We start from the raw sequence: 21,119 nt of genomic DNA, 5'->3' as shown, positions 1-21,119 counted from the left end.
GTAAGGTAAGGTCGTCCCCAGCCTAACCGCTAAAACCCCAAATCCTGACATTTACTAAAATCGCTGACCCAAACCAAATTGGAGTCGGCTTTCACCTTGGTCATTGAAGCCATAGTCCGCCCGGAGAATGCCAATGGGTGAATTGACTCGTAATCCGGCACCGTAGCCAAAACCAACTCCAGGCTTATCACGCACTACTCCTGGTTCTCCCGGTACGGTATCGCCAGAGCCTAAATCAGAGGCAAAGTCAGCAAACAGGACAGCCCCAACGGGATTAAACAGGGGCAAACGGTATTCTGCCGAAGCCAAAACATAACTGCGACCGCTACCAACATCTCCCGTACCGTAACCCCGGACGGAATTTAGACCGCCGAGATTAAAGGTTCGGTAGGGTGCCAAGTCACCAATCGTCGTTCCCCCTTGGACATTTAAGGCTAAAACTTCCTGGTCTTTTCCTCCGACTAGGTCAACGGGGGCATACTGGGTGTAGCTTCCTTGGAGGCGGTTCATCAATATGTTGCCACTGCCAATCGGGACGGATTGTTCGGTGCTGAATTTGAGAATACTGCCGGAGGTGGGATTAACGATATTGTTGCGTTGATCTCGCGTTACGCCTGCGGAGACGGTGACTAAGTCATCAATTCCAGTCCCGCTAAAAGAAAGCTGATTGCCCTGTTCATCAACGGCGCGAATATTCCCTTCGCCATCACGAATACTAGTACGGGTGTAGTTCAAGCCCACCGTAGTATCCCAGCCATCTATCGGACGCTGCAAGGAAATTCCGCCACCAAACTGTCCTTCTCGTGGTTGGTCGCCTCCTTCTAAGGTCACATCGCCATCGAAGGTGGAAGAGGTAGAACGACGCCGGAAGGCATTAACGTTATAGCCGGGTCGCTCCGGCTGGCTGGCGCGGTAGGGTTCCGTAAAGTTGCCCTCAAATTGGAGATCGCGAGGGCTGGCTTGAACATCTAGTCCTAGCCGCTGATTAATCCCACCGAAGTTCTGATCTTTGTAGCTAATGGTGCCAAATATCCCGGAGTTGTCGCTGTAACCCCCGCCGACATTAACTGCCCTTGCTGGTCGTTCGGTGAGGTCGTAGGTAACATCGACCTTTCTGGCATCGCCGTCCAAGGCAATATTAACGTTGTCAAATAAGCCCGATCGATAGAGTTGCTGTAAGTCAGCTCTGGCGACATCTAGGCGGAAAGCTTCACCGGGTTTCAGTTGGAGTTCTTGGCGCACAAAATTTTCACGCGTGCGCCCGTTCGTGGCATCCCCTTCTTTATCTAGGAAGCGGACATTTATCTTGCCAACCACTCCTTCCGCCACAGCTAGTTGGAGGACACCGTTGCTTGTGGGTTGGGCGTCTACGACCTGTGCCAGAACGTAGCCGTTATCCGTATACCACTGAGTGAGTTGTTGGATACCCTGACGGATGCCATTGGGGCTAATGGGGCTTCCTAGTTGGGCTTGGAAAATCGAGTTAGCGACAGCCGGGGTAAGGACTTTGTTACCGGAAAGTTGGAGCGATCGCAACACCACAGGTTGCACTTCAAACACCACATTCACGCCTGTCTGCTGATTGGTGGTATTGACCCGCGCATCGGCAAAAAAGCCCGTATTCAAAATCGCGCTAACATCATTTTGCAACTGATTGGACGAAGTCTGACCGCCAGGGCGCGTCTGAATGGTATTGCGGATGACTTGCTGCAACTCCTGTGTCGCCCCGGCAATCTGCACATCTAGCGCCGTTACGGCTAGATCATTTGTAATGCTCGGTATTCCGGGGGATTGGACAACTGGGTTAGTCGTGGGAACGGGTGTTCTGACTCGCGGTACGGGAGTCGTCGGGATGACGACATTGCTCGTCCGACCTGAGTTAGCAGGTTTTTGAGTGGACTGAGCAATTAGAGGAGCGTTGGTAGGGGTTGCCGTCACAGCTATCGGCTCGGCGGCAGATTTTGCTACCAAAGACGAAGATTGTGCTGGGGCAAATTCTGGCATTACCACAACCTCTGGAGAGGCAACAGCGGTAGAGGGTGCAGGCGTTACAGCAACATCTGTGGGCACTACATAGTTATCAACAGACAGCTTCGGAGTATCGGCTTGGATATCCGGACGAGCCGCGATCGCCTGATGGCTTAACTCCCCTGCTGCCAGGGCTGCCAAGGTAGAAATTGCAATAGATGAGACACGCATAGATGAGACACGCATATAGGGTCGCCTCGCTCCATATTTACGGGGATTTACTTTATCTTTAGGGGAAATTGACCCTCGTGCTGGTGGTTATGTTCCATGACCTGTGCCACCTCAAAAGCTGCCACACGATTGTTGCTCTTTACACCAATTTGGTTCCATTGGCGATCTGTAAAATTACGTACTTTTTTGGGTAGAGAAATTTAAAGATTTGATGAAATTACTTAGTCATCCCGGTAGAAAAATGATCAGACAAATTTTCTGTAATAAGCTTAAAAAGCACATAAAAAGCAAAAGAGTCATCAGCTCTAACTCAACTCGCTATTGCGAGTACTAAGCATCTACTAAATTAAAGAAGAATGTTGCCGGACTAGTAGGACAAAGTCCTTTGCATCGTGACAAGCAAAGCTTATAGATCAAGTAAGAATTACTTATAGGAGCTGAGACTTTGCAATTCTCGTCTCTAATGGATCTATTCTGCTTTGAGGTGCTAATCGGCGCAGCAAAAATTTCGGCACTGATTAACTAGAGGAGTGACAATTGATGAGCCATAGTGACTTAGCAATTCCTGGCGGCGATGATTTGCGCCTTGTGTTGCTTTCATTCTTAATTGCCACTGTTACCGCTCACCTTCTTATTGTTTTAGCTAGGCAAATCGTCACCGCCAAGCCATCAAATCGCATCAGTTGGCAGTTCGGTGGGGCTATCAGTATGGGAGTGGGGATTTGGCTGTTGTACGGTGCAGGAAGGTTCCTCTTTCGCCTGCCACTACCGACAATGTACGATTTGCCAACTGGGCTAATTTCACTATTAATCAGTGTGGTTGCTGCGGGGATTTCCTTACTTTTAGTCAGCCGATTTGTTCTCAACTACTATCAATTATCTGTAAGTCGCGTAGAGAAAAAGATCGACACAGCGGCTCAAACCCAACAGTTAGAAGTAGCGTTAGAGCGCTTGAAGCAAACTCAACTTCAATTGATTCAAGCGGAAAAAATGTCTAGCTTAGGTCAGCTAGCCGCAGGTTTGGCTCACGAAATTAATAACTCCCTTAACTTTATCTACGGTAATCTCATTCACAGCACTGAATATATTCAAGATTTACTCGATTTATTGCGTCGTTATCAACAGTGCTTTCCCAATCCCGGTACGGATATCGAAGCCCAAATGGAAGCCATTGAGCTAGATGTCTTGGTGGAAGACTTACCGCAGATGCTCTCTTCAATGAAGTTGGGCACCGATCGCATTTGTGAAACCGTCTTTTCGATGCAAAATTTTTGCCGCATGGACGATGCCAAGATGCATTCAGTCGATCTTCATCAGGGTCTGGACAACACGCTGCTGATTTTGCACAACCGCCTCAAAGCCCAAGCCGACCGCTCTGAGATTCAGATTATTAAAGACTACGGCAAGATCCCTTCAGTTGAGTGCTACGCCAATCAAATCAATCAGGTATTTATGAATATTTTGGCCAATGCTATTGATGCCTTAGAAGAGGGGTGCAGGAGTGGGGGGAGGCGAGAAAGTAGGGGTATCCCGACAATTCGGATTTGCACAAAAATTGTCGATGAGCAGGCGATTATTAGCATTACTGACAATGGATCGGGGATGACTCAGGAAGTGCGCGATCGCATTTTTGAATCCTTCTTCACCACTAAACCAATGGGGAAAGGTACCGGACTGGGATTGTTAATTAGTTACCAGATTGTGGTGGAAAAACACGGAGGGCAACTGCAATGTACCTCCTCTCCTGGCAAAGGTACAGAATTTTTGATTAAACTTGCCCTCAGGCGATCGCCACAAAAGCCGCCCCAAAGACTTGTAGCGCTTGTCTAGGGGACTTTCTGTCACGCTTAGAGGTGGCGGATCTTGAGGTGATGGAAAGATAAAACTCAGGACTCACCCCTTGCCTAAGCCCTAAATTTTCCTTAATGTACAGTCGTAGTAGGAGCAAAATTTTCTCCAGAAACAGCCAGATCCCTTGCTTCCCAGATAGGAAATAGGGCATGTTCTTGTATGAGAGTCGCTTGGGAGTAAGAGAACTTGCAGTTACTTTGCCTCAGTAACGGTCACGGGGAGGATGCGATCGCCGTCCGAATTTGCCAAGAATTGCAACTTCATAAGACTGCGCCAGAACTGGTGGCGTTGCCTTTAGTCGGTGAGGGATATGCCTACAGCCAGTTAGGAATACCCATTATTGGCCCGGTGCAAACGATGCCTTCGGGCGGATTTATTTATATGGAAGGGCAACAACTGCTGCGCGATGTGCGCGGTGGCTTACTGCAACTCACCTTGGCTCAATTTAAAGCGGTGCGGCGCTGGTCAAAACAAGGGGGAGTAGTGCTGGCGGTGGGGGATATTGTGCCCTTATTATTTGCATGGCTCAGTGGCGCTGACTATGCTTTTGTAGGGACGGCGAAGTCAGAGTATTATCTGCGTGATGAAGCGGGACGCTTACCGAACCGTCCGGCGCTGGAGGGTTGGTCTGGGTCAGTTTATCATCCTTGGGAGCGCTGGTTGATGAGTCAACGCCGCTGTAAAGCCGTGTTTCCTAGAGATACGCTGACGGCTGAAACACTACAACAGTGGTCGATTCCGGCGTTTGATCTCGGTAATCCGATGATGGATGGCATTGAGTTAGATAACTCCGCCCCAATTTTTTATCAACCCGATGCCGAAATTAAAGAACTTCAGCGATCGCTAGTTGTAACGCTGCTCCCCGGTTCGCGTCCTCCAGAAGCTGAGGAAAACTGGAAGGTGATTATCCGAGCAGTAGCAGAGCTACTGGATAGCTTCTCTGAGCGGTCGCTATTATTTTTAGGTGCGATCGCTCCGGCATTAAGTTTTGATCAGTTGCGTCGAGTGCTAGAAGCCTACGGTTGGCATCAGCAAGCCAAGGTCGCCTCAAATACGGAAGTAGAAGACCCGGAGGCGATCGCCTTTACCCAGAAAAACGCCACGCTGGTACTGACCAAAAATGCCTACAACGATTGCTTAATTAAAGCTGACTTGGCGATTGCCATGGCTGGTACGGCAACCGAACAATTTGTCGGTTTAGGAAAACCCGCGATCGCTATTCCCGGCAAAGGGCCACAGTTTACCCCAGCTTTCGCCGAAGCCCAAACTCGCTTACTCGGCCCCTCCCTGGTGCTGGTGCAGGAACCCGCAGCCGTGGCAGCGACGGTACATTCCCTACTCCGCGACCCTGACCGACTGCACTTAATTGCAGAAAATGGACGCCGTCGCCTGGGAAAACCGGGGGCGGCTAAACGGATTGCTGACTGTCTGATCAAGGGTTTCGGGAAAGAACATCGCTAAAAATTTAGTGATTGCTCAAGCGCCTTTAGTTAGCTGTGAAGGCAATAGCCTCAGACTTCTATCTGTGGGGAGATTTTAGTCATTTTTAACTAAAACCCCCGGTTCTTTCTGGATGGGTAAGACATCTAAAATATCTGTTTCGGCACAGTATTTCAGGTCTTCGTGACCATCAAGACGAAGCAGGCGTTTGCCGTGACTGGCATGGTGGAATAGTTCTAGCAAGCGGTCTTGCCACTGCAAGTAAAGAGCGATCGCGCCCATCACTTCATCATTCCCTGCGATATCGTCCAATTTGCTATTGTTGGCGTTCATCACACTGTGAGCGATCGCCCCAGCACAAACTGTATCTTCCAAAGAATAACTCCCTTGCCAGCCTGAACCCACTAACCAAACGTTCTCTAGTTGCTGAGCTAGGAGGTACTGTACCGCACTGTCCCGATTCACCAAAGCAGCGGCTAGCACGATAGGAGACTCTTGCACGCGCTGCAAGGCACGGGTGCCATTAGTGGTAGTGAGAAAAAGCCGCCGTCCCTGCATTCGTTCTGGGGTGCAATCTAAAGGAGAGTTGCCCAAATCGCAGCCCGGTACCATTGCCCCACCCCGTTCACCAGCTCTGAGACGTTTTTCAGCCGGCCACTCTTGGCTGACTTGCATCAACTGATCCAAATCGCTGAAGACTTGCACCGCTTCAGCTCCGGAATTTAAGGCTGTGGCAATGGTGGTTGTGGCCCGCAAAACATCAATAGCGATCGCGCAATCCGGAACTTCAGAATCCGGGGTCAATTCGGGCGTATGGTAAACAAATAATTTCACAGTTAGGAAGCACCTGTTTCAAATGCTGACATAACATTTTAGGGGTTGCTGCTACCAAACAGATGAATTTGTCAACAACCAGTTATTGGAGACACAGAGCATCTGTTTGCTCGTCCCTCAGCTTTTAGCCCTTAAGATGGCGGATTTTCGGAAGATTTCAGTACCGTCGGGATTTCTGCAATCACTCTCGCGGCGATTTGTGCCGGCGTGTCATTAGCACCAACAGGGATATGCAGATCAGCTTGCTGATAGAGATGTTGTCTTGCTGCTGATAGCTTTTCCAGTTGTGCGCCGGGGTCATCAGCTTGTAATAGCGGTCGGCTAGTATCTTTCTGCAATCGCTCCACAATCACCTCTACAGGTGCATCAAGCCAGACAACCAAACCTTGCTGAAGATAGCTCCAGTTCATTTGCTGCAACACAATACCGCCACCCGTCGCGATACTCGATCGGGTGCAAGCGGATACTTCTGCCAAAACTTGGCTTTCTAATTGCCGAAAGGATGCTTCTCCCTCGGTAGCAAACATCTCTTTGATGGTCTTCCCTGCTACTTTCTCCACCAAAGCATCGGTATCAAAAAAACGATAGCCAAACTCCTTGGCTAAAAGCTTGCCCACGGTAGTCTTTCCGACACCCATGATGCCAATTAGAAATATATTCAGTCCCTTTAACAAGTCAGTCATCTCAAAACCGATCCGCAAGCTCTCGCTCTAAGTCACTCTCCCAGCTTACAGCCAGGTTAGGGTTAGTGAAATCCCCGACTTCAGCCTCAGCAAGTGGGGGAAGTTTAAGCCTACCTTTGGGAGCGGGTTAATAAAGGCGTCGCTGTTCTGTTATAGGGCTTGTGAAGCTCGTAGGTTCGTCTTTAAGTAGGGTACTAAGGATGGTATGGCTAACCAACTGCGCTACCGCTTTATTGCTCATTTCTTGCGACACCTGTTCAGCTAATTTTTCTGCAATGTAGACTTTGAGTAGAGGGTATTGTGGCAAGGTGGTAGATTTTTTTTGCAAGAGCGATCGCCTCTGCAAAGACTCCAACGCTTCCAACTGCTCCCGCTTGGATATACTGAAAACCCCATCCTGCTGCCATCCACAAAACGAAATTAACTTGTGGTGAACTAAGAGTGCGTACAGGAGCTGTTTTTCCAAATCAGAGAGGCGATTAAATTGCTCCTCGAAAAGAGCGTAGATATCACCAAACAAGATTGTGGCTTCTGCCATGAAATCTGTAATGCTTCCATCAAAAAGATTCTGGATGGTGGTGGCGACAATTTTTAGGGCTAGGGGGTTGTTAGCGTAGCACTTAACGAGTAAACGCCTTTCATTATCGGAGCCAAGCAAGCCTTTGAGGATTAGCAGTTCAATTGCTTCTCCCGACTGCAAGCCACTCAGATAGTAAGTGTGGACGAGTAGTTCTTCCCCAGCGTTTAAGGCAATTTCTTTGGGGTTCTCCCGACTCGTCAGAATACTGCAACTGCAATGGTATTCTTCTCCCAATCGACGAAACAATTGCCCGTAGTCTTCATAGCCTTCGCGGTAGGCACCTGTATAATCGTTACTGCGTAAAACCGCTTCGGCACGATCGAAGACTAACAGACAACGATGCGATCGCAAATAGCCGATGAGGCGGGAAATCTGACCTTCGGTTGTTGTGGGTAAGGTGGTATCTGGCTCTGGAGAAAAAATAAGCAGCAAGTCTGTTAGTAAGCTTTCAATGCTAGGGGCTGGCTCTAGCGATCGCCAAATCAGATACTCAAACTCATCTTGGATCAGTTCTGCTAGCTTAATTGCTAGGGAAGTTTTACCCACACCTCCCATCCCCAAAATTGCCACCAAGCGGCAGTTATCTTCCACAATCCACTGTTGCAACTGTGCCAGTTCATCGTGGCGTCCGTAGAATATGTCTAGATCGATTGCCTCTTGCCATGCTTGATATTTATTCACGAGCAGATCGAATGGGTGAGACTCGGCTTCAGGTGTGGGAAACTCAGCGATCGCTTGAGATTGATTTTTTAGCTGTATTTTATATCCAGCCTGTTCCAGTAGGTTAGTAACGCGGCTCCAACTTTTGACCGATACATCTTTGCCCTGCTGCTGCTGTAATAGTTCTTGAATATATTTGTACACTCCATTGGATAAATAAACGCGGACGGCGCTACTGCTGCGACTTTTATAAATCTTCTCCGCAATTTCAGCCGGGCTATAGCCACAAAGTAGCCCTCTTAAAAGCTTTTTTTCTAAAGGAGTTAATCCTTTTCCCTTTGCCGTCGCTAAGTCTACATAGAGTTTTTCTACGTCCCAATTGCTGGCGGCGGCTAAAAAATCTCCATCTGCCTGACTAACAGTAGATACCATGTTTGCCCGCTATCACTGAAAAAAATAGGTTTTCAACGCTAGATTCTAACGAAATAGTTATGAATTTCTAGCAAAGTAGCGGTGAATTTATGACGAATTTGCTAACAAGCGTTAATAGAAATTAGTTTTCATCTTAGTTATCCTAGGTTTAACAGCAGTTCATTAAATTTTTATGAAAATTTCACACAAGCTTCATTAATGAAATTTAGGAGAATGCTTATCGACTCTTAGGCATAACTCACAACACGTTAAAAGTTCTTTTGCTAAGGATGGAAACTCTTTGATTGCAGATAATTGCTGTTGCTTTGGATAATGAAAATGATGAATTTAATTAGTGAAATTGTTAACCAAGCACTCTGTACTGGCTATTTAACAGTAGAAGCAGAAGAGCAACTGCGACAGGGGCTGAGGCAAAAGTATAGCTCAGAAGATATGCAAGCCTTCATGAAGCTACAGCAAGCAGCAATGGCGGGTTATGTTAAGCAACAATCCCGCGAACTCCTAATGCAAGCTTAATTTTTACACTTTACAGCCGCGAGGGACTATTGTCGTCCTCGAAGTCGTCAAATTCATCATCATCCTCTTCAAATCCCCAATCTTCGTCGTCTGTTTCTCGCTCTGGCGATGAGTCTTCTTGATAGGGGGGGACAATCAACCGATAGTTGGCATCATAAACATCTTCAGTTTTGCCCACACTTGAGTTTCTGGTATCTCGGTAGCTTTGAGAATATACCGAGCCAGATTGGTTAACAGTTTTTGGTTCTTGCCTAACTTCGTAGTTTGTTGTGTCTCGAACGGGAGGTTGTGGGAAAGGACTGGTTGACGGCGCGGGAGGTGCTTCAATATCCCAGTCATCGTTATCTGTAACTTCCCAATCAGAGAGATCGTTTACAGGTGCTGGCTCTGAAGCCGGGGGAGTGTAGCGAGTTTGGGTGGTTGTGGTGTATTTTGGTTCCTCGCGTCGCGATCGCTTCGGAGATGGCGCGGCTGGGGAAACACCAACTGGGCTGTAACGGGCGCGTAAGTAGCCGAGAAATTGCAGCAACCAACTGGAAATAAAACCAGCCGCGATCGCTACAGCCAACCATGCGGCGAAGGGTAACGGCGCAGTTTGCACTCCCAAAAAGCTTAGTGGCAGAACTGGCGATGTATTAGAGAAGATAAATAATGCCAGTCCACTCAAAACCACCAGCAGTAGCACAAGTCGAAATACAGGCATGATGTAGAAGTAACGATAGTTTTCTTCTTCCAGTCTAGTTTTGTCTTGTATCTACCTACATGCTGCTGCTCATCTCCCTTGGCGTTCATATTCGTAAGGGCGCTAAGCTCTGCGTCCCTACAGGAATCATAGCTGGACTAGATCCCCGACTTCTTCAAGAAGTCGGGGATCTGAGGAGCAAGTTTTGCTTAAGTCAGGATTTTAGAGCGATCGCACTTTAAACAAATTGAAAAACTCCCGTCGGCATTTCTCATACAGAGGAATCGGCTCTGGAGAAGCAATTTTGGCATAAACCTTCGCCCCTGGCTTCAACTGATTTCCCTGTGAATCAATCACCGCAATCACCTGCAACATCGACTTTTGCTGCATCTTATCCCGCTCTAATACCGTCACCACTTGCTTAATCTGAGTTGTGAAACTCGGTAATCCTGGTTCTGGTGGATTGAACTTCACAATTGCCCCAGCCTTTACTAAATCCGCATCTTCCTGACGCACCTCAATTACCGCCACCAGCTTAGAAGGATCGGCAATCTCCAATACCGCCTCGCCCTTTTGCAGCGTCTTTCCCTTGAGAGGATACAGGTTCTGCGTAATCACCGTTCCCGACTTGGGAGCGCGTAACACCTGATTTTGAGTTTGTCGGTTCTGACGCTTCGCCAATTCCTTATGTAATGTCTCAACTAGCGGTAACTGACTAGTAACAGATGTTCTCGCCGCCATTGATTCCTGTTCGGCAACTCGTCTTTGCGCCACCAAGCGATCGTATTCATCCTGACGCGCTTTCAGCTCATCGCGCAGTTGCTTTTTAGCCATCTCCACCGCTGTCGATTGTTGCCAAACTTGAGCCTCAATGGCTGACTTTTGTCGCTGCAGTTCATTAACCTTTTCTAGGGGATAGGCTCCCTGTTCGGCTAGCTTTTGGTAGCGACTAATCGTTAGATCTAAGCTTTCACCACTGGCTTTGAGGCTTTGTACTTGACTTTGCAACGCCTGAATTTGAGGGGGCGTTAAGTTCACTTATTGTTGCAGTTCCTCAAGGCGCTGTCTGCTACGCGCTTCTTGGGAGAGAACTTGGTCAAGGCGTGCTTTGGCGGTTATTATCTGCTGGTTAGCCGTTTCCATCGCTGAGGCTTTTTCTGAATAGCGCAGATTCCATTCCCCGATTTCTTCTTCTAGTTGCTGGCTCTCGATTAAGGCTAGTGGTTGATCTTCTGTTACAGCTTTGTTGGGTTCGACAAGGATTTCGGTAATCTTCCCCGAAATTTCCCTGTGAACTACAGAACGATTATTAGGATCGGCTTCTAGCCACGCCTCAGCACGGATGGAAGGAGAAACGGGAATTTGAGCGATCGCGCCTAAAGCGACAACAACACTACCGAAAATTAGCCAACCTGTATAAGGGAAAGGCTTTTTTTCTAGTTGGGTGGCGGGGGATTGTGGTGTTGGCTGTGGTTCCGTTGCAGGAGGAGTCGTCGGAGGAACAGCAGCAGGCGGTACGAGTTTGAAGCGAGGGGAAAAGTTGAAACGAGAGGCGTCAGAATAGGGCGCTTTCATAGGGGGAAATAGTGAGGAGTAGGAGTGAAATCTGCTAGCGAGGGCGAGGGAAGATGTAGTAAATTGCCCAAACCAGTAACAGTACAAAGGCTGTCATGGGGATATTCGCAAGTGTCCAATGGGTGACAAAGGAAAATAGACTGCCAAAAACGCAGAGGATGTAGAGCAAACTGAAGGGAGCGTAAGTGGCAAGTACGAGGCGATCGCTTTTTCGCTCTTCTATGGGGCTTCCTTTGAGTAAATTGGCATACAGTTCAAATGAGCGCGATCGCAGATTATTAATTCCAGTCAGAGCAACGGCTAAGTAATAGCCATCAAACTTTGCTAAGGGGTTGAGATTGAGGGCGACGGTAAATAAAGACGCCACTAACAGTAAGTAACTCGTTGGGTGCAGCCAGCTACTCTCAACCGATAGATGCCACAGCCACAAGGCAATTGCCCCAATTACTAACTGAGTCAGAACCCCCACGGCGACTACAAACACTCGCTGTCGGCGTTTCACTAAGCAGTAAGCGTCGCTGGTATTGGTATAAGCGGCGGGCATTAAAAACATGAACAGCAGCCCAATTTCGGGAACAATGCCGCCGTAATGTTTTAAGGTGAGAGCGTGACCGAGTTCATGAATCGTCACGACTAGCATTGCTAATAAACCAAAGGGCAGCATTAAGGCTGCACCCTGAGTTTGGAGGAGGATTTGTCCGGTTGCGAAAAGAGGCGATCGCCTTTTTTATCCAAGTGAGAAATGCGATCGCACTCTCCAGATAGAAAAATTGCGATCGCTAAAATAGAGCCAGCATCCCACCTCCTCTTGCTACAGTGGAAATAAATCGAAAGCGCTGTTGAGTAGAGCCATGCAAATTCGAGGTATTAAACGGGGTCAGCTTATTGAACTACAACAAGAACTTGAACTTCCAGACGGCTGTGAGATTACCCTTGAAATTAAGCCCCAGAGGTTTCTCAGCACAGAAGAACGCTTGCAACGCTTAAGCCAACTATTCGGAGCCTGGTCAAACCAATCTGACCTAGATGCAAACTTTGAAGCGATCGCAACCCAACGCCACCAAGATCGCGGTCGAGAGTTATTAAGCTTCGATTAAGCGATGTACTTATTAGATACCAACAAGCGATCGCACTCACTCTTTCCCCAAGTGCGATCGCCTTTCTCAATCTACCTTCTTCAAAGCCCCCCTTAAAAAGGGGGGTTTGGGGGGATCAACTACCGCAACTTCTCACAAACCCCCTCAAAATCTTCTAAAACTTCTCGATTCGTAAATCTGACAATCCTCAATCCATAACTTTCTAAAATTTGCGATCGCTCTCGGTCATAAAGCCGTCCTTGTTCACTAAAATGACTCTCTCCATCAATTTCAATAACCAGCTTCAAAGCCGCACAGTAGAAGTCAACAATAAAATGGTCAATGGGTCGCTGTCTCAGAACTCTGTGCGGGAAATTTCTTAAGCAATCTTGCCAAAGTTTTTTCTATAGAGGAGTCATATTTTGGCGGAGTTGTTTTGCACGAGTAATGAGTTTTTGGTTATAGGGAAGGTGAAATTCAGAATGGTTGAGTTGTGGCAAGATCCCCCCTAACCCCCCTTAAAAAGGGGGGACTAAATTTCGATCGGACTGAAAAGTTAAAAATTAGTTGTATACCCCAATCGCTAAAATAGAGCCAGCGCGATCGCACTCCCCCATCAACTTATGATTGCTATCCCAAACTACATAAGTCCCGAAGAATATCTTGAGATTGAACGCCAAAACCCGATCCGTCATGAATATCGGCGCGGCTTAGTCTATGCAATGGCTGGCGGTACTGATAACCACGAGCGAATTACGTTCAATCTCCTGAAGTTGGTTGATAATCATCTCGGCGATGCTTCAGACTGTCGGTTCTATTCCGGTAATGTCAAGGTCAATTACCAGGATGAGTTTTACTACTACCCTGATGCGTTCGTAACTTGCGATCCGCGCGATCGCAATGACCGATATATCAAGCGCTATCCGAAACTGATCGCTGAAGTGCTTTCATCCAGTACGCAGGCGTTTGACTTGGGGGATAAGTTTGAGGATTATCAAAAGTTGGAGTCTTTGGAAGAGTATGTGCTTGTTTCCCAAGATAGCCAGCGGGTGGAATGTCGCTGTAAGGTGGGGGATAGTTGGGAAACCGTGGTTTATGGATCAGGCGATCGCATTCTTTTAAAAAGCCTTGACTTAGAATTTGCGATCGCCAAACTTTATCGGGGTTTGGATAGTTAAGCGATCGCACTCTCCAGATAGAAAAACTGCGATCGCTACTCTTTATCTGGCAAAGTTAGCTGGGTCTTGATCGCGTCGATGCTTAATCTCAATGAGGGAACCCTGTCCATCACCGACTAAAGCCGCAGTTTTCTCCAGAGCTTCTCTGAGCCGTTTGGCAGCGTAGGGGGATAGATCGCGAGGGACATTGATGCGATCGCGCAAATATCGCAACGCCACATCAGATCCCGTTGGTGGTGTGCAGACTTCACCCGTGAGCATCAAGGTTAAGGCACAACGCAGAGCTTCATCAAATAACTGATCGTCAGCGGGGTTGACTCGAATAATATTAGCGCGGTGCTTAATTACTCGGTAAAGAGCTTCCTGGCGGGAGTTTTCTGGCTCTGGGTAAGCGACATCGGGCAAACCGAACCAGGGCCCGTTATCCACCCGCGTCTTATTTATGAGCATCTGCGGTTCACCATTTTCCCAACAGCCCCCCATCTGAGGCGGTAAGTCATGGGCGTGGGTGTGGAAGTCACTCTGGGTACCACGGTAGGTGGGACGGCTTTCCATTGCCTCAAACCAGGCAGCCAAGTGAGGGTTATCCTCTCGTAGCGAATATCCTTTGTAGTAGTACAGGCTGGCATTCATGCGTTCGACATAGGGCGTAAAGATCACATCAGCCGTGCCGAACTCCTCCAGGAAGTATGCTCCAGGCGTACTGGCTAGGGCATACTCGACCTTGCCTACCACTTCTATAAATTTCTCTCGGCTGCGCTGCTCTTGTTGGGATGACCTCGTGGGATAGCAAAGCCAGGAACACCAAGCTCTAAAGAGAAGGCGCTCTAGTCGCCGTAGGGGAATGACTGTGGGGTCTTCCATACCCTGCCCCAAAGCACCAAAGACTCGTTCCAGAGCAATCAAAATGTCATCACTTTCGGTAATGAGGCGTCCGTCTAATTCTATGGCTGGTAACATGCCTGATGGCACCTTGCGCTTATACCAGCTTTCTTTTTCCCCATAGCAAAACATCGTCACTTTTTCGATGCGATAGGGGATTTGTTTTTCCTCAAGCCACAGCCAGACTTTCTGACAGTAAGGACACCAGGCGTGGTTGTCGCGGTATAGCGTCACCCGCACATCAGATTCGCTGCGACCAAATAGACGCAACCGAGCTTGAGCATTGGTAGGTCCATTGACGGTATCGGCTTGAAAGTCTGTAAGGGCTTCAAGCTCTGTCCAGCTTAAGGGGGCAGTGGTCATGTGGGCAGATATCCTGAAAGGGTTTCAAAGTTAGCTTACAACAAGCTTATTAGTAATATTTAGGGGCTGGCGACAGGAGTTGAACCTGCAATCCATCACTGACTTGCAATCAAACAGTATTAGCTTACCTGCACTGAAGCAGGGGAGAGGCGATCGCACTGACTACTGACTACAGATGTGACTCAACCCGAAGCCTGCTAACAGTTAATCGAGACGTATTACTGTCTATACTGCCCGTCAAACACCTTTTGCTGATTAGTCACTGTGCAGTCAATTAAAAAAAGGATTACTCTCACATTGAGAAGTAACCCTTTTTTAACCTTGATTCTTGTTGCTTAACGAGCGTTTTGAATCTTGTTTCCTTCAGCGTTAAGAGCTGCCTTGTCATTCGCTCCGGGGAGAGATTGACCAACCCCTTTCTCAGCGAAATAGTTATTCAAGAAGGTGCTAGAGAAAGACAGAATAACAGGGCCGAGAATTAGCGCCCAAAGACCACTCACTGCAAACCCAGGTACGAGAATGGAGGCTAGCCAGAAGCACACTCCATTAACAACCAATGAGAACAATCCTAAACTTAGAATATTGAGTGGTAGAGAGAGAAGTCTCAGAACGGGGCCAAGGGAACCATTGACCAAACCAATCGCAATGGCGGCGAGCAGAGCAGCCGGGAATGTCGCAATGTTGACTCCCGGTACGGCGAGATCAACAATTAGCAGCCCTAAAGCAGTAGCTAATGTAGTTACAAGGTATCCAATCATATTTTCCTCCAAGTGTAATCAATAACTTAAGCAATCATTTCTATCTGTGAAATGTTAGCTTTGACGGGTCTGTTGGTTCAGGTTTTCATAATGTTTGGCGATCGCCCAAGCAGCATGGATGCTGCCAGGAATCCAACCGAGGAGAGTTAGTAAAACATTGATTCCCAAGGTGGCACTAACTCCGTAGGTTAGAAAGATGCCAAGGGGGGGAATGAGAACTCCCAAAAGAATCCGTAGTAGTGGCATAGGTTTAACTCACTTAATAAACTGCAAAATGTAACTTGTTCAACTTCCAGAGCGGTTTCTACTCGCGTATCTGAAACTTAGCGCTTGGTCATGGTTTGCCAAAGCTCTTTGAGTTGCTGTTTGATTTCCTGTTCTTTACGAGCAACAGCTGAGCCAGCTTTCCCAGCATTACTTTCGATTTCTACTTGCTTTTGCTGCACTGGATCGGTTCCGCCAGCTTCTACTTCAGCTTTTTTACTCTCGTACCAGACTTGGGCATTTTCTAGCTGCTGTTTGACTTCGTCATAGCGATCGCCATAACGAGTTCTCAGCTTGTCATCTAGATCTACTAGTTGCACCTTCACCTTGGTATATTGCTGTTGTAGCAGCGCTAGTTCTTTCCGTTCTTTGATGGCGTTAACGGTATTTTCAATCGCAGAGCGTAGATTGTGGGGCGATTCTTGTCCGGTTGCTTCAATTTCAACCAGCGCACCATTAATCTCTGTTTCTAGCTGCTGTTCTTGGGCGTCTACTTCCGCTTGGAGTTGTTGAAGTCGCGCTTGACTTTGGGCGATCGCCTCTTGTTGACGATAGGTAATCCCTTCAATAGCGCCTTCAATTGAAGCGGTAATTTCTTCTTTAGTTTCTTGACCCTTCTCTCCTAAGTTGGCAATCACTGTAGAGATGGCATCCTTGGCAACCAAACGGATCTCGCTAGCGCCTTCTTTGAGTTCACCAACGGCTTGGGAAACTGCTTCTTTAACAATTTCTCGAATCCGTTCCTTTCTGAGGGTTCCCTCTGCTTTTGCCTTCTCAAGATCGGCTGTAATCTTTTCTTTAACCGAGTTAGGCACGGTTCATCCTCCATACATGAAGTTGGGATGGAGTGAGAACCTGTCTAATCTGGGATTACTGTGTGGCTCTCACTGTTCCTTTCCCTTCTATAATGACGCGAATTTTTTGAACAGTGTATGGGGATAACCGTCCCTGAAATTCTAGAAATCTCTAATGTGTAAATTTTATATAAGTGCTCGTAAGTTATCATCCTATTGGTAGAATTCGTCCTTAAATCTGGCTGCTAGGATTGTAGTTTATCTATTATATTTAGACTGGATCTACCTAGGAAAGGTGGGTTTAGCTAAGCTCCAAGCATTTGCTGTAAGTATTGCCAACTAAAGAATGTGCTAGGCAAGTGACTAGATTGATCATCGGGTTGTTAAAAATACTTTCGCCAATCAGTTGAGTATTTCTGATAACAAAATAACTTTAAAATTGAAGCGACGGGAGATAGGGTTAAATTCTGACTTTTCCCGTCTTTTTTTAATAATGATAATTAATATCAAAAGTGGCTGAATTAAATGTTACAAGGGAAACCATTATGCAGTATTAATCACTACCCTGGTTTCATCATTCCGCTACTGTTCCACTTTGTAGTTTAAGTTTAATTCGTCTCCTGCCAGCCCCCGGATTCCCCAATTATGTTTTGGAGTCTCTGTGATCGTAATTTCTAAATCCACAGGTCTAATTCCGACTTGCACTGACAATCGGGAAAACAGCAAATGAATGAGCTTCTTCTTTGTCTCAACTGTGCGTCCCTCGAACATGCTGACCTCGATAATTACGTATTTCTCTGAGCGGTCAGGCGGATAAATGAAATCCTCCTTCTCAAGGGGTAAGAAGCGATGAAACCGCTTGTCTTGAGGAAGTGCAAGCGCATCCACAACGCAAGAATGTATTACGTCAGAAATTAAGTTCCGGGACTCACCGAGAAATGCTGCGTTTCCGTAGATTTTGATCTGTGCCATTTGAGATTTTTTTCAATGCAAACAAGTTCGAGTAGCTTAGCACCTGTTCTGTAAAAACTATGCTACTGATTGCACTCAAGGCTTTTCATTCGTTAGTAATTTAATACTAATTGCGCCTAAAAGTTGCCACTATATATCTCTAACGAGTTAGTGGAATCAGTAGAAAATGATACTTGAGATGCATGTTGAGCGATCGAGTAGAGGCAGATTGACTACCATTCCTTCCCAGTGCGATCGCGCTTTCCTACCGACACCGGAGTAGAAATTAGGTGAGGGCTTCATAGGGTAAGGGATATTGAAGCTATTTTTGATGATGGGGAAGAGGATGACTGAGACTAATTCAAACCTGAGTAAAAAATAGATTGTTTTGAGGGAGCAAGAGAAAGGGTGATCGCTTCTTTTGCCTCTTCCTAATGCCCCTCCCAGCGATTAATGGGGACACAGTCAATATCCAACTGATCGAAAGCACGAGCGACAACGAAATCAACCAAATCCTCTATGGTTTGCGGATGGTGATACCAAGCAGGGATAGCAGGAACAATTCTGACTCCAGATTCTGCCAGTGCAGTTAAGTTGCGTAGATGAATCAGGCTAAAGGGCGTTTCGCGGGGGACGATCACTAACGGACGCCCTTCTTTGAGTTGCACGTCAGCAGCACGTTCTAACAAGTCAGAACTTAAACCCGTCGCTATCTTTGCCACCGTACTCATGCTACAGGGCATAATCAGCATCCCTAAGGTGCGGAAGGAACCACTAGCAATGGTTGCGCCAACATCTCCCCAGCGGTGACAGATCAGCTTCCCTCCTTGAGGAACCCCGGTTTGTTCGCGCCAGAACTGCTCTTGGGAGTCGGGTTCTGGAGGCATCCGGATATTATCTTCTGCCTGCCAAACCAGGTAAGTTGATTTGGAAGCTACTAAGTTGATCGTGTAGTCTGCTTCCAGTAAAAACTTCACGGCGCGGACGGCATAAATCAAGCCGGAGGCACCTGTAATGCCGAGAATCAAAGGCAAAGTTTGCCTGTTGAGGGTTGAATTTTGCACCAATTTTCCTGAGGATTGTCACCGATGTAATTGCTTTGTAGAAGCGCAAAGCCTTGCACCCCTACAAAGCTTGAGGCTGATCATACTACTCTTCTAAGTCTTCATTTCGAGCTTCGCTACCACCACCGACGGTTACTAAGTCGATTTGCTGGCGGTAGTAATCGACGCTTTTGACTTGAACTTCAACGCGATCGCCTAAACGGTAAGCGGTACGATTTTTCCGTCCCACCAGACAGCTATGACGCGAGCGATACTCGTACCAGTCATCCTTGAGGGATGAGACATGCACCAATCCCTCAACAAGCAAGTCCTCGATCTCCACAAAGAAGCCGTAGGACTGGACGCCAGTAATTAGCCCCGTAAAGACATCTCCCGTGCGGGCTTTCATTTGTTCGGCTTTCTTTAAGCCATCCAAATCCACCTCGGCATCCATTGCCACTTTTTCGCGGTCATTGAGGAAGGGAATCAAGACAGAGAGTTGGCTTTCAAACTCTTCTTGCTGTATGTCTGGAGGAAGGACATTCCAGTTAATCTGACCTTTGGCGCTACTGTGGCGCAAGTTGACGCGCTCTTTGGCGCGGACGGTGCGGCGATCGCGTCCTTTCTCAAACATGGCATGGAGTAAGCGCTGCACAAACAAATCGGCATAACGCCGCAGGGGAGACGTGATCCGGGTGTATCCCGTATCAAGGGCTAACCCGAAGTGACTTCCTGGCTTGCTGCTGTAGAGTACAGGCTTTAAGGTGGACTGCAACAGATAGGTGAGGACTTTTGAAACCGGGGATTTCGTAAAAAGCTGGGTGAATTGTTGATAATCCTGGGGACGGACTTCCTCTTCGTTTTCCAGTTGTAAATCAAGCTGCAAATTATTGCCTAACTTAATCAAGTCTTGCAGTTCTGCGGGGTCTGGTGCTGATTGCACACAGTAAATAACTGGTAGAGAAAGGGCTTGCAGGTGGTTGGCAACAACTTGATTTGCCAGCACGGTTAACTCAGTCGAAAGTGACCGCGCCGGGATAGAAGGAGAAACAGCGATCGCTCCCACTCGTCCTTCATCTTTGTAAGGATAGGGATTGTCTTCAATATTTAGCTCAAATGACCCCCGTTGCTGCCGTGCAGCTTTCACCGATGGACTGAGGATAAAAAATAGGTGATGGAGCATTTCAACCACAGGTGCCAATTTCTTAGTCGGTTTTTCCTCTCCTAAAAGAGTTTGCGCCTCTTCATAACTGAGTTGGCGATCGACTTGAATGACGCCGGGTTGAATTTCGTACTCTACCAGTTGCCCATCTTCCCCTAGCGTCAGCAGCACGGAAATCGTTAAGCGGTCTTCTCCGGGGACTAAAGAGCAACGCTCCTGCAATGTTTCTGGTACTAACGGGAGTAATGTCTCTCCCAGGAAAACGGCAGTTCCCCGCTTTTTCGCTTCCTGGTCTATGGGTGAATTGGGAGTAATATAGCTAGCCACATCGCTAATATGAATCCCTAGTTGCCACTGTCCCGATGCCGTTTTTTCTAAGGTAAAGGCATTTTCGACAGTCACATTCTCCTCACCCTCCGCGCTTTCAAGGGTCAGGGTGAGTAGATGACGTAGGTCTAGGCGAGACTTCAGGTCAGTTTTTCTTACCTGATTGGGTAAAGACTCCACGGCTTGGAGAACGGCTTCGGGAAACTCCCGGCGTAAATCGTGCTTGCAACAAACGATATCTGTATCAGCCGCCGCTTCCGCATCTGTCCCTAGAACCCTGGCAACTTTGCCAATCGGGGGATTTTGTCCCAAGGGATAACGCAGTACTTCCACATGCACCAGATGCTCAAGGGAGTTTTCTAGGTTCTGTTCGTGGGGTTGGAGACTGAGTTCAAATAACAATCGGTCATCGAGAGGGACAGCGCGGTAGCCTCTATCAGTTTGCTTAACCCGTGCTAGCACCGAAGGATTAACCCGTTCTAAAATGAGCTGCACTTGCCCTTCTGGGCTGCGACGGCGGCTTCCTTCTTTGATAACTTTGACCAAAACGCGATCGCCATTCCAGGCAGTACTGAGATGGCTTTCGCGGATATAAATATCATCGGCTCCTTCAGTATCCTGAATCGCAAAGCAAAATCCTTTGCTGGAACAGCGCAGTTTTGCCTCGACGACATCTTCTTCATGAACGCGGCGATACCTACCCCGCTCTTTTACCAAAATGCCCGCTTTTTCTAAGGCATCTAAGGCAATTTGTAGCTTTTCTAGACTCACCGAGTCTTGGCAACCAAGTTTCTTCTCTAAAACTTTGGGAGCCACTAATTTTTCATCCTGAAAATTGGAAAGTAGTGTAGCGATTGAAAATTCCATCC

Annotated in this window: 20 protein-coding genes and 1 pseudogene; 5 read left to right on the top strand and 16 right to left on the bottom strand. The window is 47.5% G+C overall.

Going from position 1 to position 21,119, the window contains the following annotated elements; genetic code table 11:
• Nucleotides 1-54 precede the first annotated feature (54 nt).
• Complete coding sequence (locus AC5JR3_RS03445; protein WP_495843063.1) at nt 55-2,214, bottom strand: BamA/TamA family outer membrane protein; 2,160 nt, start codon at nt 2,212-2,214, stop codon at nt 55-57.
• Between the two features lie 525 nt (nt 2,215-2,739).
• Here AC5JR3_RS03445 and AC5JR3_RS03440 point away from each other — a divergent pair.
• Together AC5JR3_RS03440 and AC5JR3_RS03435 are read left to right on the top strand one after the other, a co-directional pair.
• Nucleotides 2,740-4,029 carry a sensor histidine kinase gene (locus tag AC5JR3_RS03440; RefSeq protein WP_495843061.1) on the top strand — a complete coding sequence of 430 codons (1,290 nt, stop codon included), beginning with the start codon at nt 2,740-2,742 and terminating at the stop codon, nt 4,027-4,029.
• A 207-nt stretch (nt 4,030-4,236) separates the two neighbouring features.
• The gene (locus tag AC5JR3_RS03435) at nt 4,237-5,511 is read left to right on the top strand and encodes a lipid-A-disaccharide synthase-related protein (RefSeq protein ID WP_495843059.1); all 1,275 of its coding nucleotides are present in this window, start codon (nt 4,237-4,239) and stop codon (nt 5,509-5,511) included.
• 75 nt (nt 5,512-5,586) lie between these two features.
• On the opposite strand, the gene AC5JR3_RS03430 is transcribed toward AC5JR3_RS03435, so the two are convergent.
• The 3 genes from AC5JR3_RS03430 to AC5JR3_RS03420 all read right to left on the bottom strand — a co-directional run bounded on the left by AC5JR3_RS03430 (nt 5,587) and on the right by AC5JR3_RS03420 (nt 8,679).
• Entirely contained in the window at nt 5,587-6,324 is a 738-nt protein-coding gene (locus AC5JR3_RS03430) for a 2-phosphosulfolactate phosphatase family protein (RefSeq protein ID WP_495843057.1), read from the bottom strand.
• A 131-nt stretch (nt 6,325-6,455) separates the two neighbouring features.
• A complete protein-coding gene (locus AC5JR3_RS03425; protein ID WP_495843056.1) occupies nt 6,456-7,007 on the bottom strand; it encodes a shikimate kinase in 552 nt (183 codons plus the stop codon).
• A 127-nt stretch (nt 7,008-7,134) separates the two neighbouring features.
• Nucleotides 7,135-8,679 carry an NB-ARC domain-containing protein gene (locus tag AC5JR3_RS03420; protein WP_495843054.1) on the bottom strand — a complete coding sequence of 515 codons (1,545 nt, stop codon included), beginning with the start codon at nt 8,677-8,679 and terminating at the stop codon, nt 7,135-7,137.
• Nucleotides 8,680-8,997: 318 nt separating this feature from the next.
• Between AC5JR3_RS03420 and AC5JR3_RS03415 the strand changes: the two genes are divergently transcribed.
• The gene (locus tag AC5JR3_RS03415; RefSeq protein ID WP_495843052.1) at nt 8,998-9,195 is read left to right on the top strand and encodes a hypothetical protein; all 198 of its coding nucleotides are present in this window, start codon (nt 8,998-9,000) and stop codon (nt 9,193-9,195) included.
• A 10-nt stretch (nt 9,196-9,205) separates the two neighbouring features.
• On the opposite strand, the gene AC5JR3_RS03410 is transcribed toward AC5JR3_RS03415, so the two are convergent.
• The 4 genes from AC5JR3_RS03410 to AC5JR3_RS03395 all read right to left on the bottom strand — a co-directional run bounded on the left by AC5JR3_RS03410 (nt 9,206) and on the right by AC5JR3_RS03395 (nt 12,116).
• On the bottom strand, nt 9,206-9,898 hold the full coding sequence (locus AC5JR3_RS03410) for a LapA family protein (protein ID WP_495843051.1): 693 nt from the start codon (nt 9,896-9,898) through the stop codon (nt 9,206-9,208).
• A gap of 201 nt (nt 9,899-10,099) precedes the next feature.
• Entirely contained in the window at nt 10,100-10,915 is an 816-nt protein-coding gene (locus AC5JR3_RS03405) for an HlyD family secretion protein (protein WP_495843049.1), read from the bottom strand.
• Nucleotides 10,916-11,452, bottom strand: coding sequence for an HlyD family secretion protein (locus AC5JR3_RS03400; RefSeq protein WP_495843047.1), 537 nt, complete (start codon nt 11,450-11,452; stop codon nt 10,916-10,918).
• 34 nt (nt 11,453-11,486) lie between these two features.
• Nucleotides 11,487-12,116 (bottom strand): hypothetical protein, encoded by a 630-nt coding sequence (locus AC5JR3_RS03395; protein WP_495843044.1) that lies wholly within the window; start codon nt 12,114-12,116, stop codon nt 11,487-11,489.
• Nucleotides 12,117-12,303: 187 nt separating this feature from the next.
• On the opposite strand from AC5JR3_RS03395, the gene AC5JR3_RS03390 reads away from it, so the two are divergent.
• A complete protein-coding gene (locus AC5JR3_RS03390) occupies nt 12,304-12,549 on the top strand; it encodes a hypothetical protein (protein WP_495843042.1) in 246 nt (81 codons plus the stop codon).
• Between the two features lie 119 nt (nt 12,550-12,668).
• Here AC5JR3_RS03390 and AC5JR3_RS03385 read toward each other — a convergent pair.
• Nucleotides 12,669-13,028: pseudogene (locus tag AC5JR3_RS03385) on the bottom strand (endonuclease domain-containing protein).
• A gap of 123 nt (nt 13,029-13,151) precedes the next feature.
• Between AC5JR3_RS03385 and AC5JR3_RS03380 the strand changes: the two are divergent.
• Nucleotides 13,152-13,706 (top strand): Uma2 family endonuclease, encoded by a 555-nt coding sequence (locus AC5JR3_RS03380; protein ID WP_495843040.1) that lies wholly within the window; start codon nt 13,152-13,154, stop codon nt 13,704-13,706.
• Nucleotides 13,707-13,748: 42 nt separating this feature from the next.
• Here the strand turns inward: AC5JR3_RS03380 and AC5JR3_RS03375 are convergent, their stop codons facing one another.
• From AC5JR3_RS03375 to AC5JR3_RS03345, 7 genes are all read right to left on the bottom strand, one after another.
• Entirely contained in the window at nt 13,749-14,951 is a 1,203-nt protein-coding gene (locus tag AC5JR3_RS03375) for a glutathione S-transferase family protein (protein WP_495843038.1), read from the bottom strand.
• 335 nt (nt 14,952-15,286) lie between these two features.
• A complete protein-coding gene (locus AC5JR3_RS03370) occupies nt 15,287-15,709 on the bottom strand; it encodes a phage holin family protein (protein ID WP_495843036.1) in 423 nt (140 codons plus the stop codon).
• A gap of 54 nt (nt 15,710-15,763) precedes the next feature.
• A complete protein-coding gene (locus tag AC5JR3_RS03365; RefSeq protein ID WP_495843034.1) occupies nt 15,764-15,955 on the bottom strand; it encodes a YqaE/Pmp3 family membrane protein in 192 nt (63 codons plus the stop codon).
• Nucleotides 15,956-16,032: 77 nt separating this feature from the next.
• A complete protein-coding gene (locus tag AC5JR3_RS03360) occupies nt 16,033-16,788 on the bottom strand; it encodes a histidine kinase (protein WP_495843032.1) in 756 nt (251 codons plus the stop codon).
• 561 nt (nt 16,789-17,349) lie between these two features.
• Nucleotides 17,350-17,739 carry a tautomerase family protein gene (locus AC5JR3_RS03355; protein ID WP_495843030.1) on the bottom strand — a complete coding sequence of 130 codons (390 nt, stop codon included), beginning with the start codon at nt 17,737-17,739 and terminating at the stop codon, nt 17,350-17,352.
• 410 nt (nt 17,740-18,149) lie between these two features.
• On the bottom strand, nt 18,150-18,782 hold the full coding sequence (locus tag AC5JR3_RS03350) for a flavin prenyltransferase UbiX (RefSeq protein ID WP_495843028.1): 633 nt from the start codon (nt 18,780-18,782) through the stop codon (nt 18,150-18,152).
• A gap of 85 nt (nt 18,783-18,867) precedes the next feature.
• Nucleotides 18,868-21,117: a ribonuclease R family protein gene (locus tag AC5JR3_RS03345; protein WP_495843026.1), complete on the bottom strand. Its 2,250-nt coding sequence runs from the start codon at nt 21,115-21,117 to the stop codon at nt 18,868-18,870.
• Nucleotides 21,118-21,119: the final 2 nt, after the last annotated feature.

The sequence above is a fragment of the Kastovskya adunca genome, assembly GCF_059505785.1.
This window is presented reverse-complemented; position numbering and strand designations above follow the sequence as displayed.